We start from the raw sequence: 13,284 nt of genomic DNA, 5'->3' as shown, positions 1-13,284 counted from the left end.
TAGTCGATTTTATTATTTATCGTCGATACGAACAGCAATGTGACGGATAATGTCTTCATTGATGTTTGCTAAACGAATGTATTCATCGATTGCTTTAGAATCAGAGTTTACTTTAACGATTTGGTAGTAACCTTCACGTAAGTCATTGATTTCGTAAGCTAAGCGGCGTTTACCCCACTCTTTTGCTTCGATGATTTCCGCACCATTTGAAGTTAAGATTTCGTTGAAACGCTCAACTAAAGCTTTCTTCGCATCTTCTTCGATTGCTGGTTGGATAATGTACATTAATTCGTACTTTCTCATCTATTTACACCTCCCTATGGTCTTTGGCCGACTGTTGACAGTCGACAAGGAGCAAGTAATGTTATTACTCACATCAATGTATTGTAACATGAAGCATAATTTATATCAAGAATCACTTTCCCTTTTTTTCACAATTCATGTATATTTAATTTATATGGAGGAGATGTTCATGGAAATAAAAGAAGATGTTCTGTCCATTATTGAAATCGATTTAAAAAAAGTTGCATGGTCTAGTTTAATAATGACAGTTGTTACATCCATTTTTGGTTTACTTTTTTATGTACTCTTGTATAATGGCTTTGAAATAACGTTTTCAATCCTAGACTTCCTATTATTTCTTATTGGATACGTACTACTAATTGTTTTACATGAATCTTTTCATTTAATCGGATTCTGGTTTTTTGGAAGAGTTCCTTGGAGTAGCATGGATTACGGTGTCAATCTCAAACTGGGTATTGCATATGCAACTACTTCCATTCCTTTGCCAAACCATGCTATGAAAAAAGCGTTACTGCTTCCTTTTTGGATGACCGGTGTCGCTCCCATGTTTATAGGATACATCATACAATCACCTATGTTTGTTCTTTTAGGCGCTTGGTTAATCGCCGGTGCAGCTGGAGATTTTGCGATGTATAAAGAGTTAAGAAAATATCCTGCAGATGTATTAATTAAAGATGATCCGGAAAAACCGAAACTATATATACTGAGAAAAGAATAGGGCACTCTTTAAGTGCAACTTGACTTCATTGGGTTCCAGCGTGCACGTCGACCATATTATTACCAGGTAAGTTTTAAGAGGGATGTGAAGTGGCAAGCCACTTCACATCCCTCTTTTTCGATAATAATATGGGTATCGTTTGTCCATCGCCCTCTTGAAATGCTTGGAGTCAAGTTATTTTTTCTTTAGGTTAAAGAAAGAATAGATACTCTCTCTCTGGAGAGCTGCACCCGAAGATACAATTTCGGGTGCTATTCACTTCTTAATTTAGAGATGCTACTACAATTTTTCTAAAAGCCACCGTCCGAAATAATTTCAATAGACTGATTCATTTATTCATACTTTTCGAGAGGGATAGGACAAAATGGCGGCACATAATCAGTTGTTTGGAGAAGCTTCCGCTCGACTCCTACGGGAATAGCGGAGTAATTTAGACCCCGCAAGAGCCTGCGGAGGCCACTGAAAAACTCAAAATTATTATTTTTATAGGAACTATTTGCTGTATATCATTTAAAGAATTTAGCGCGACGCATGAGACTCCTGCGGGAAAGCGAGACAGACGAGACCCCACACGAAGCGAAGCGTAGGAGGAGGCTCGTCGCTCGCCCGCGGAAAGCGAATGCCAAAGCGCTAAATTCTCTTAGGACTATTTGATAGATAATTTATATGAATGACACTTTTTCAGTGCCCTCAGCCTGCGACGAGGAGGCTAAATTCTTCGCGATGGAAAGCGAGCGGTAAGCTTCGGAAAGCAAAACTTTTCTTTTAAAAAAGGATTAGCGAAAAATCGCTAATCCTAAATTTTTATTAAACGTTAAAACGGAATAACATAACGTCCCCGTCTTGTACAATATATTCTTTTCCTTCTAATCGAACTTTACCTGCTTCTTTTGCCGCTGTCATAGAACCAGTAGCAACCAAATCATCGTAAGCTACTGTTTCAGCTCGGATAAATCCTTTTTCAAAATCAGAGTGAATAACACCCGCGCATTGTGGAGCCTTCATTCCTTTTCGGAACGTCCATGCTCTTACTTCTTGTACACCTGCAGTAAAGTATGTAGCTAGCCCAAGTAAAGAGTATGATGCTTTAATTAACTGGTCTAATCCTGACTCTTCAATTCCTAACTCTTCTAAGAACATTAACTTTTCATCATCTTCTAGTGCGGCCATTTCTTCTTCAATTTTCGCACATACAACTATTACTTGTGCACCTTCTGCATCTGCAAATGCACGTACTTTTTGTACATATTCATTTTCTTCAGATGCCATAATATCATCTTCTGATACATTCGCAACGTATAACATAGGTTTCACTGTTAATAAATGAAGTCCTTTTACTACTCGAAGCTCTTCTTCTGTAAATTCAACAGATCTACCTGACTTTCCTGCTTCAAAAGCTTCTTTTAAGCGAGCTAGTATAGGTTCTTCTACCATTGCATCTTTGTCTTTTTGTTTCGCCATTTTGGAAACGCGAGCTAGACGCTTATCTACGCTTTCTAAATCTGCTAAAATCAATTCTAAATTAATCACTTCGATATCTGCAACTGGGTCTACTTTTCCAGAAACGTGCGTGATGTTCTCATCATGAAAGCATCGTACTACTTGACAAATAGCGTCTACTTCACGAATATGAGCTAAGAACTTATTTCCAAGTCCTTCTCCTTTACTAGCACCTTCCACAATTCCTGCAATATCAGTAAATTCAAATGCTGTTGGAACGGTTTTCTTTGGAACAACAAGTTCTGTTAATTTATCTAAGCGTGAATCTGGAACTTCAACAATTCCTACATTCGGATCTATTGTTGCAAACGGATAATTAGCCGCAAGTGCTCCAGCTTTTGTAATTGCATTAAACAATGTGGATTTCCCTACATTTGGTAACCCTACGATTCCTGCTGTTAATGCCATATATTTCACAACCCTTCTATTTTTAAACAATTCGATTTTATATAACCTGTTAATTATATTGATTTCAAAGATAAAAGTCTATCCTTACTCTGTATCTGCCTGTACTAAACGTTTCTTCATCTTTTTTTCAAATTCTTTTCGAGGGATAAGCACACTGTGCTGGCACCCTTCACATTTTATACGAATATCCGCTCCCATTCGTATTATTTTCCAAGCATTGGTCCCACAAGGATGCTGCTTCTTCATTTCTACAATATCATTTAACTGAAATTGTTTCTTTTCCATTTCATTCACCTACTTATATTTTACTTTGAAATAAACCATTTGCGGTTATGAAATTTTAATACCTTTTTGTTCTAGGAATTCCTTTAAATCTCTACGTACTTTTCTGGCAACTCCCATTTGTTTCGTTGGAATAGTTTCAGCAGTTATGCGTACGACTATTTGAGTTGCATCAAAGCTTTGTACTCCTAAAAAACTTGGTGGTTTAACAAGTTCTTCATATTTAATCGGTAATTCTTTGAGAAATTCTTGTATATTTTCTTCTAATGTTGGAATATCTGTTTCAGATGCAACACTTATATCTATTAATGCTAATGAGTTATAAATGGAGTAATTTATAACGACTAAAATACTTCCATTCGGAATAATATGAAGTTCCCCTGTGTAACTTTTCACTTTTGTTGTACGTAATCCTATCTCTTGTACGATTCCATTAGCTGTGCCTATCTGTACTTGATCACCTACTGCAAATTGATCTTCAAATACAATGAAAAACCCTGTAATGACATCCTTCACTAAGCTTTGTGCACCAAAACCAACTGCAAGCCCGAGGATTCCTGCTCCTGCCAGTAGCCCAGTCACTTTTATATCAAAAGTGCTTAATATAGCGATAATGGCAGAGAAATAAACAACATAGGATAAAATATTTTGAAGTAGCTTCATTAACGTGGTCTGTCTACGTTCTGAATATGCTAAAGGACTTTTTTGTCTGACCAAAAATATTTTTTGGATAATATGTTTACCGACTCTCACTGCAATTGCAGTTAATAATAAGATTACTATTACTTTTAAAAATATTAAACCGAATTGCTCCCAAGTCTCTTGTTTAAATAAATACTCTTTTACCTTCTGTAATGTTGCGTCCATAAAGCTTGTTTGCCACCTCACTGAATAAATAGTTTGTTAATTACATATACTGTATTAAAAAGAAAGCGAGTCTATATATGAATTCTCAAGCTGCAACGGTTAAAAATTCATCTACTATTTATTACAAAGAAACAGGTGTTGTGTGGCGATTAAGTAACTATTTCTTAGAACAAATCCCTTTCGATCATCCGAATTTAGTATTTTGCTGTATCGGAACTGATCGATCTACTGGTGATGCGCTTGGTCCAATGACTGGCTCATTTTTAACACAGCTCTCTTCTTTTCCTTTTCAAATTGTCGGAACACTTGATAATCCGTTACATGCTCTAAATATAGAAGATATTACAAATGAATTAATTAACTCTCCTACAAAACCTTATATCATTGCTATTGATGCGTGCTTAGGAAATGCAGGTAATATTGGTCAAATTATTGTTCATCCTGGTCCTCTTTACCCAGGAAAAGCAGTAAAAAAAGAATTACCACCGATTGGTGAAATTTCAATAAAAGCAATCGTAAATATAGGTGGCTTTATGGAATATAATGTTCTACAAAGCACCCGACTAAACATTACGTACGAAATGGGCAAAGTTATTTCTCGTGCACTTCTTCTAGCATGGCATAGATATAATTTAAAAATTATAAATAAAAGTAACAGCAATCGCAACTATAACTAAGCTTGGGAGAAGATTTGCCACTCTTATTTTTGTTAAACCAAGTAGATTTAACCCTATCGCTATGATCATAATTCCTCCAGTGGCTGTCATCTCTTGAAGAAATAAATCAAGAGCAGCTTCTGGAATTATTTTTGTAATTTGAGTAGCAAATAATGCGATAGCACCTTGATAGATTGCTACAGGTATCGCTGATAATAGAACTCCAATACCTAATGTTGCTGCAAGGATGATGGAAGTAAATCCATCTATTATTCCTTTACTAATTAATAATTCATGATCATTTTGTAGACCGCTATTTAACGCACCTAATACTCCCATTGCACCGATTACGAATATTAATGTACCTGTAACAAATCCTTGCGCGATACTGCCGCCTTGTGCTGCTTTAGAACCGAATTTTTTCTCTACATAATTACCTAGTCTATTTAACCATTTGTCTAGGTCAATCCATTCACCTAGAACTCCTCCTAACACTATACAAATGATGACTATTACAAAGTTATTACTTTTAAATCCCATTTGTATACCTAAGACGGCAATTGCAATACCTATTGCATTCATAACTGTCTGCTTCATATTTTCAGGAATATCTTTTAGAAATCTACCGATAATCGAGCCAACAATAATTAGTATCGCATTAACAATTGTACCTAGTAAAACCATCCCTATTCCTCATTCCCTTATTTAGAAATAGAAGAGCAATTGATATTCTTAAACGTAAAGCAAATCATTTCTAAAACGAAAATTTTATACTAACTTTTTAGAAAAGCGCCCTTTAAATGCATTTTGTTCTTCACTGTTGTTTTCCGAAGCATGAACTCGCTTTCCGCTGACTAATCGCCAAGCCTCCTCGTTCGTACCTCGAGGGTACTGAAAAACTCGAATTAGTATTTTTGTAGGAACTATTTGCTGTATTTATTTTAGAGAATTTAGCGCGACGCATGAGACTCCTGCGGGAAAGCGAGACAGACGAGACCCCGCACGAAGCAGAGCGAAGGAGGAGGCTCGTCGCTCGCCCGCGGAAAGCGAATGCCAAAGCGATAAATTCTCTTAGGACTATTTGATAAAAATTTATTAGAATATAGAAGTAAGTACTCCGTAAAAATACTAGATTAGAAAGAGCATGAATACATTTTTCTATACAACAAGGATGTAGAGAAAAGCGGCGACTCCTGCGGGATAAGCGTTAGTCGAAGACCCGCCAGCTGTGCGAGCAGGCCACTGAAAAAATCGAATTAGTATTTTTGTATGATCTTTTGCTGGATTATTTAAGAGAATTTAGCGCGACACATGAGACTCCTGCGGGAAAGCGAGACAGACGAGACCCCGCACGAAGCAGAGCGAAGGAGGAGGCTCGTCGCTCGCCCGCGGAAAGCAAATGCCAAAGCGATAAATTCTCTTAACGCCTATTTGATAGAAAATTTATTAGAATAACACTTTTTCAGTGGCCTCGAAGCGAGGAGGCTGTGGCAACGCCCGCGGAAAGCGTCCGCTTGGAACTGAATCCATTCTATAAACTTATATACTTTCATATTCTTTAAAAAGATAACCTATTTCTAGGTACAACTAGAAATAGGTCACTTTTAATTTTCTAATAGTTGTAATATTCTTTCTAAATCGTCATCTGAATAAAATTCTATTTCTATTTTCCCTTTATTTTTATTTTTAGTAATAGAAACACCCGTACCAAATAATTCTCTTAATTCAGATTCTTTTTCTACTGTAAATATATCTTTTTTCTCTGTTTTAGTTGTTTCACGTGGAACATTATCATTTAAACGCTGTACTAATGCTTCTAATTGACGAACATTTAGTTTTTCTTTAATTGTTTTTACCATTATAAGAGGTATATTCTTTTTCTTTTTTAATCCTAATAATGCCTTACCATGTCCCATAGTTAACTCACCACTAGAAATTGAATTTCTAACTTCCTCTGGAAGTGTTAGTAATCTTATATGGTTTGCAATGTGCGGACGGCTTTTTCCTAATCGAAATGCAAGTTGTTCTTGTGTTAAACTTAAGTTTTCCATTAAATTTTGATAGGCTTCTGCTTCCTCGATAGGAGTCAAATCTTCTCTTTGAAGATTTTCTAAAATAGCAATTTCCATCATTTGTTGATCATTTAATTCTCTTATAACAGCAGGGATTTCATCTAAACCAGCTAATTCAGATGCTCTAAATCTTCTTTCTCCTACTACTATTTCATATTTAGAACCTTTTTTTCGAAGTATAATTGGCTGTAGAACTCCATGTTCTTTTATGGATTCAGAAAGATCCTTCATAGCCTCTTCATCGAATATTTTTCTTGGTTGGAAAGGGTTTGGTTTAATTTTTTCAAGAGCTATCTGCTCAACTTTCTCAGTTTCATTTAGATCTTCCCCTGGAAATAATGCGTTAATTCCTTTACCTAATCCTTTAGCCATTGCGAATCACTTCCTTTGCTAAATCTAAGTATACTTCTGCTCCTCTTGACTTTGGATCATAAATAATAATTGGTTCACCGTGGCTAGGTGCTTCACTTAGACGAACATTTCTAGGAATAATAGTTTTATATACTTTTTCTTGGAAATATTTTTTCACTTCTTCAATTACTTGAATTCCCAAATTTGTACGAGCATCAAACATAGTAAGCAAGACTCCATCTATCTCCAAACTCTTATTTAAATGCTTCTGTACAAGTCTAATTGTACTTAATAACTGACTTAAACCTTCTAATGCATAGAATTCACATTGTACAGGAATTATAATCGCATCGGATGCCGTTAAAGAGTTAATCGTCAACAATCCCAATGATGGTGGACAATCTATAATGATGTAATCGTACTTATCTTTCACTTCTTGAAGCGCTTTTTTGAGTCTTACTTCTCTTGAAATAGTAGAAACTAGTTCTAACTCTGCACCTGCTAATGAGATTGTTGCAGGAACTATATGTAAGTTTTCCACTTTTGTCTCTAGAATTGTTTCTAACACATTTACATCATCTATTAAGACATCGTATATACAATGAGTGACATCACCTTTATTAACTCCTACACCACTCGAAGCATTTCCTTGTGGATCAATATCTACAAGTAATACTTTCTTTCCTAAATATGCAAGGCAGGCACTTAAGTTCACCGATGTAGTTGTCTTCCCTACCCCACCTTTTTGATTCGCTATTGCAATAATTCTTCCCACTCTTGCACCTACTTCCACGTCATTTATACTTACTATATTTCATTCTATCAAACTTTCAAAGAATTTTGGATGTTATTCTTGTTACAATAAAAAAACTCTCACAGTTATTTGTGAGAGTTTCAATAAAATATATATATGTTATGATTTCTTTTTAGGTATTCTTACTGTGATTTGATAAAATTCTTCTGTATCTTCTTCTTCTGTTTTTATGTTTATTCCACTTTTAGTTACCATCGATAAAGAATGTTTGATTGTATTTAATGCAATTCGAACATCTTTACTTACTGCTTTTCTTTTTGATTTTGGAGATTTTTTTTCTTCCTTACTAGGAGGATTTTGGAGTTCCTCTACTTTCTCTTCTAGCTGTTTTACGTTCCAATGTTGTTCTATTGCCAAATTCATTAATTGAATTTGAATTTCTTTTTCTTTTATAGACATTAAAGCTCGAGCGTGTCTTTCAGAAAGCTCTTTTTTCAGTATAGATTCTTGAACCTCTTCTGGTAACTTTAATAATCTTAGTTTATTTGCAACAGTAGATTGTCCTTTTCCAAGACGTTGAGCTAATGCTTCTTGTGTTAATTCGTGAAGCTTCAATAATTTTTGGTAAGCGACTGCCTCTTCTATTGCAGTTAACTCTTCTCTTTGTAAGTTTTCAATTAAAGCAATAGAAGCAGTTTCTTTGTCGCTTAGATTACGAATGATTGCTGGTACTTCTGCCCATTGTAGTTTTGTCATTGCTCTAAATCGACGTTCACCAGCAATAATTTCATATTTTTCATCATCCATTTTACGGATTACGATAGGTTGAATGACACCATGAGTATGAATAGTTCTAGCCAATTCTTCAATTTTATCATCATCAAAAACTGTTCTAGGCTGATATCTATTCGGCACTATTTTTTCAATTGCCACATTCACTACTTCTTCTAAATGATTTTGTGTAGTCGCCACAATTTCATCCTGTCCTTGCTTTTCGGAACCTCCAAAAAAACGTGAAAAAGGACTTTTCATCTAACAAGCACCACCTTTTAGAAACTCTGTACACTAAATATTCACGATAAAAATTACAATACTATAAATGTTTCACGTGGAACGTTCCTCATTAAGTAATAGGTGTTTTGTTTGGAATACCTGGTTTTCGAGGGTATCTTTTCGGTGTGCTCTTTGTTTTAGAAAAGACATATAACGTTCTTTCACTATCTTCCATCGGTAAAAGAAAGGAATACTCAGCACTTTTTTCAGATCCTAAAACCTCAATTGCTTTTTTGGCATCTTTTAATTCATCTGACGCACTCGATGCTTTCATAGCTATGAATTTACCACCTACTTTAACAAGCGGTACACATAGTTCTGCCAGAACAGAAAGTCTTGCAACAGCCCTTGCTGTAACAATATCATATTTTTCTCTATATTCAACATTTTGTCCGAACTCTTCTGCTCGTGCATGTACAAAATTTACGTCCGATAATTGTAATTCCTTACTTAAATGAGTTAAAAATTGAATTCTTTTATTCAATGAGTCAACTATAGTGACCTTCAAATTAGGGAAACAAATTTTTAAAGGAATACTTGGAAAACCAGCCCCTGCCCCAACATCGCAAACAGAGAAAGAGCCATCAAAATTTTCGTAAAAAGATGCACTTATAGAATCAAAAAAATGCTTTAAATAAACAGATGGTTTATCAGTAATTGCCGTTAAATTCATTTTTTCGTTCCATTCAACAAGTAGTTCAAAATACTTTCTGAATTGCTGTACTTGTTTCGAAGTTAGTTCAATTCCTTTTTCATGCAGGGATTGAATAAATTGTTCCTCGTTCATGTAGCTCTCCTTATCAATTTAGACTATCCAGTTATTTTTGCAATTTTTCCTTGTTCAATATAAATAAGTAGAATTGAAATATCCGCTGGATTTACTCCTGAAATTCTAGATGCCTGTGCAATAGACAATGGGCGTACTTGTTTTAATTTTTGTTTAGCTTCCGTTGCTATTCCTGAAATTGCATTATAATCAATTTGGTCAGGTATTTTTTTGTCTTCCATTTTTTTAAGTTTTTCTACTTGCTGAAGAGATTTTTCAATATACCCTTCATATTTCACTTGAATTTCTACTTGTTCTTTCTCTTCTAAAGTTAACTCAATTTCAGAAGGTACTAATTGACCAACTAAATCGTAGTTCATTTCTGTACGTTTTAGTAAATCTGCTGCACGAATACCATCTTTTAATTCGCTTCCTTCTACACTACGAATTAGTGCTTGAGTTGTTTCATTTGGTTTAATCATTAAGTTACGTAAACGACTTAATTCATCTTCAATTCGTTGTTTTTTACCTAAAAACTTTTCATAACGTTCTTGTGGTACAAGACCAATTTGGAAACCTATTTCAAGAAGTCGTAAATCAGCATTATCGTGACGTAGTAATAATCGGTATTCCGCGCGTGATGTTAATAGACGATAAGGTTCATTTGTTCCTTTTGTAACTAAGTCATCTATTAATACACCGATATACGCGTCTGATCTACTCAATACTATTTCGTCTTTTTTCAAAACACGAAGTGCTGCATTAATTCCGGCCATTAATCCTTGACCTGCTGCTTCTTCATAACCAGAAGTACCATTGATCTGACCAGCAGTATAAAGATTTTTAATCTTCTTTGTCTCTAAAGTAGGCCATAGTTGAGTTGGGACAATTGCATCATACTCAATTGCATAACCTGCACGCATCATTTCTGCATTCTCAAGTCCTGGAACAGAAGCAATCAAACGACGTTGTACATGCTCCGGAAGACTTGTAGATAATCCTTGGACATATACTTCGCGTGTATTTCTTCCTTCTGGTTCTAAGAAAATTTGGTGTCTTGGCTTATCATTAAATCGAACTACTTTATCTTCAATGGAAGGACAATATCTAGGTCCAGTACCTTTAATCATACCAGAATACATAGGAGATAAATGTAAATTTTCATTAATTATCTGATGAGTCGTTTCACTTGTATATGTTAACCAACAAGGCAATTGATCCATGATAAATTCAGTTGTTTCATAACTGAATGCTCTTGGAACATCATCTCCTGGTTGAATTTCTGTTTTACTATAATCTACTGTTTTACTATTTACTCGCGGTGGCGTACCTGTTTTAAAACGGACTAATTCAAAACCTAATTCTCGAATGCTATCCGCCAATTTAATAGATGGCTGCTGGTTGTTTGGCCCACTTGAATATTTCAAGTCTCCAATTATTATTTCACCACGTAAAAATGTACCTGTCGTAATAATAACTGTTTCCGCGCGGTAAATAGCCCCAACTTGTGTTACTAATCCAATAACTTTTTCATCTTCTACTAATAGTTCTTCGACTACTGCTTGATGAATTGTTAAGTTCTCTTGTTCTTCAAGAAGTCGTTTCATTTCATTTTGATATAACACTTTATCCGCTTGTGCTCGTAGTGCTCGAACAGCAGGTCCTTTCCCTGTGTTCAACATTCTCATTTGAATATGTGTTTTATCTATTACTTTCCCCATGGCCCCGCCTAATGCGTCAATTTCACGCACAACAATTCCTTTCGCCGGCCCTCCGATGGATGGATTACATGGCATAAATGCAATCATATCAAGATTTATTGTTAAAACAAGCGTTTTTGCACCCATTTTAGCAGCTGCTAGTGCTGCTTCCACACCTGCATGTCCTGCTCCAACAACAATCACATCGAACTTGCCTGCTTCAAAGTTTGGCATGTTCGTTTCTTCCTTTCATAATTTATTTTCCTAAACAAAATTGTGCAAACAACTGATCTATTAGGCTTTCTTCTACTGTATCTCCTATAATTTCACCTAATATTTCCCAAGTTCTTGTCACATCTATTTGAATCATATCAACTGGCACATCACTTTGTGCTGCTTCAATTGCATCCGTAATGGTTGATTTCGATAAATGCAATAATGAGATATGTCGTGCATTTGACACATATGTTAAATCCGATGCTTCAATTGTACCCTCGAAGAATAAAGAAGCAATTGCTTCTTCTAGTTCATCGACTCCTTCTTCTTTTAGTAAAGAAGTTGTAACAACTCGCTTATTTCCTGCTAATTGTTTCACTTCGTCGACGTCAATTTCGGTTGGTAAGTCTGTTTTATTAATAATAATGATGCTATCCATATCTTCAATTGTTTTAAACAGCCTTCTATCTTCTTCTGTAAGTTGCTCGGCATTATTTAAAACTAATAAAATTAGATCTGCTTCATTTAGTACTTGTCTTGACTTTTCTACCCCAATTCGTTCCACTATATCTTCTGTTTCACGAATTCCGGCAGTATCTACTAATTTTAATGGAACTCCACGTACATTTACATACTCTTCTATAATGTCTCTCGTTGTTCCTGCTATATCCGTAACAATTGCTTTATTTTCTTGAATCAAACTATTTAAAAGAGATGACTTCCCTACATTTGGTCTTCCAATTATCGCAGTTGAAAGTCCTTCTCTAAGTATTTTTCCTTGTGATGAAGTTAGTAATAGCTTATCTATTTCATCTCGAACCCATGTTGATTTTTCAATCATTAATGGAAGAGTCATCTCTTCTACATCATCATATTCTGGATAATCAATATTCACTTCTACTTGTGCCAATGTCTCTAGTAATGCTTGCCTCAATGATTTAATAAGTCTAGATAATCGCCCGTCCATTTGACCTAATGCTACATTCATCGCCTTATCTGTTTTTGCTCTTATTAAATCCATGACAGCTTCAGCCTGTGATAGATCGATTCTTCCATTTAAAAATGCCCGTTTCGTAAACTCTCCAGGTTCTGCCAAACGTGCACCATTTATTAAAATAAGTTGTAAAACGCGATTAACCGTTACAAGTCCTCCGTGACAGTTAATCTCTACAACATCTTCTCTTGTAAAAGTTTTTGGACCCTTCATCAGCGATAACATTACTTCTTCTACTACTTCATCCTTCTTAGGATCTACTAAATGACCGTAGTGAATCGTATGGGATGCTTGGGTAAATAAATCTTTTCCGTTTGGTGAACGGAAAACTTTATTTGCTATGGATATTGCATTAGTTCCGCTTAGTCTTACTATTGCAATAGCCCCTTCTCCAAGTGGAGTAGAGATAGCTGCTATTGTATCGAATTCCACAAGTGTCCACCTCCTAAAATTTTTACTTATCCACATGTGAATAAGTAAAAACGAACATGACTATCTAACATATAACAATAACATAAATTCTTTAAAATCAGAAGCATAGTTACTTTACTTTATGTGAACAAATAGTTACCATTAAGCAAATAATTTACTAAAAAAGTAAGAAAAACGGATTTCAGCCTATTGTCAGCTAAAATCCGTTCTTT

General features: G+C 35.3%; 13 protein-coding genes. 2 read left to right on the top strand and 11 right to left on the bottom strand.

All coding sequences use genetic code 11. From position 1 onward, the window contains the following. Positions 1-12 precede the first annotated feature (12 nt). A complete protein-coding gene (rpsF, locus tag FG384_RS09045) occupies positions 13-303 on the bottom strand; it encodes a 30S ribosomal protein S6 (protein WP_142642276.1) in 291 nt (96 codons plus the stop codon). A gap of 169 nt (positions 304-472) precedes the next feature. Between rpsF and FG384_RS09040 the strand changes: the two genes are divergently transcribed. After that, complete coding sequence (locus FG384_RS09040; protein ID WP_205961770.1) at positions 473-1,021, top strand: DUF3267 domain-containing protein; 549 nt, start codon at positions 473-475, stop codon at positions 1,019-1,021. An 807-nt stretch (positions 1,022-1,828) separates the two neighbouring features. On the opposite strand, the gene ychF is transcribed toward FG384_RS09040, so the two are convergent. From ychF to FG384_RS09025, 3 genes are all read right to left on the bottom strand, one after another. Next, positions 1,829-2,929, bottom strand: a complete 1,101-nt coding sequence (gene ychF, locus FG384_RS09035; protein WP_142642275.1) for a redox-regulated ATPase YchF — start codon at positions 2,927-2,929, stop codon at positions 1,829-1,831. Positions 2,930-3,013: 84 nt separating this feature from the next. After that, the gene (locus tag FG384_RS09030; RefSeq protein WP_142642274.1) at positions 3,014-3,214 is read right to left on the bottom strand and encodes a DUF951 domain-containing protein; all 201 of its coding nucleotides are present in this window, start codon (positions 3,212-3,214) and stop codon (positions 3,014-3,016) included. Between the two features lie 45 nt (positions 3,215-3,259). Next, positions 3,260-4,078 carry a mechanosensitive ion channel family protein gene (locus tag FG384_RS09025; RefSeq protein WP_142642273.1) on the bottom strand — a complete coding sequence of 273 codons (819 nt, stop codon included), beginning with the start codon at positions 4,076-4,078 and terminating at the stop codon, positions 3,260-3,262. Positions 4,079-4,155: 77 nt separating this feature from the next. Here FG384_RS09025 and yyaC point away from each other — a divergent pair, with 77 nt between their 5' ends. Further along, positions 4,156-4,755, top strand: coding sequence for a spore protease YyaC (yyaC, locus tag FG384_RS09020; RefSeq protein WP_142642272.1), 600 nt, complete (start codon positions 4,156-4,158; stop codon positions 4,753-4,755). Here yyaC and FG384_RS09015 read toward each other — a convergent pair. The 7 genes from FG384_RS09015 to mnmE form a co-directional block, all read right to left on the bottom strand. Next, complete coding sequence (locus FG384_RS09015) at positions 4,711-5,418, bottom strand: DUF554 domain-containing protein (protein WP_142642271.1); 708 nt, start codon at positions 5,416-5,418, stop codon at positions 4,711-4,713. The genes yyaC and FG384_RS09015 overlap by 45 nt on opposite strands. Before the next feature lie 920 nt (positions 5,419-6,338). Beyond that, complete coding sequence (locus FG384_RS09010; protein ID WP_142642270.1) at positions 6,339-7,178, bottom strand: ParB/RepB/Spo0J family partition protein; 840 nt, start codon at positions 7,176-7,178, stop codon at positions 6,339-6,341. Then, positions 7,171-7,932 carry a ParA family protein gene (locus tag FG384_RS09005; RefSeq protein WP_142642269.1) on the bottom strand — a complete coding sequence of 254 codons (762 nt, stop codon included), beginning with the start codon at positions 7,930-7,932 and terminating at the stop codon, positions 7,171-7,173. The genes FG384_RS09010 and FG384_RS09005 overlap by 8 nt, the downstream gene beginning before the upstream one ends. A gap of 138 nt (positions 7,933-8,070) precedes the next feature. Then, on the bottom strand, positions 8,071-8,943 hold the full coding sequence (gene noc, locus FG384_RS09000; protein WP_142642268.1) for a nucleoid occlusion protein: 873 nt from the start codon (positions 8,941-8,943) through the stop codon (positions 8,071-8,073). Positions 8,944-9,034: 91 nt separating this feature from the next. Continuing rightward, positions 9,035-9,751, bottom strand: a complete 717-nt coding sequence (gene rsmG / locus FG384_RS08995; protein ID WP_142642267.1) for a 16S rRNA (guanine(527)-N(7))-methyltransferase RsmG — start codon at positions 9,749-9,751, stop codon at positions 9,035-9,037. A gap of 23 nt (positions 9,752-9,774) precedes the next feature. Beyond that, the gene (gene mnmG / locus FG384_RS08990) at positions 9,775-11,664 is read right to left on the bottom strand and encodes a tRNA uridine-5-carboxymethylaminomethyl(34) synthesis enzyme MnmG (RefSeq protein ID WP_142642266.1); all 1,890 of its coding nucleotides are present in this window, start codon (positions 11,662-11,664) and stop codon (positions 9,775-9,777) included. 22 nt (positions 11,665-11,686) lie between these two features. After that, complete coding sequence (gene mnmE, locus FG384_RS08985; protein ID WP_142642265.1) at positions 11,687-13,072, bottom strand: tRNA uridine-5-carboxymethylaminomethyl(34) synthesis GTPase MnmE; 1,386 nt, start codon at positions 13,070-13,072, stop codon at positions 11,687-11,689. Positions 13,073-13,284 lie beyond the last annotated feature (212 nt).

Source organism: Psychrobacillus vulpis (genome assembly GCF_006861825.1).
GTDB lineage: Bacteria > Bacillota > Bacilli > Bacillales_A > Planococcaceae > Psychrobacillus > Psychrobacillus vulpis.
The sequence above is the reverse complement of the archived record's forward strand: the minus strand, read 5'-3'. Positions and strand labels throughout refer to the sequence as shown.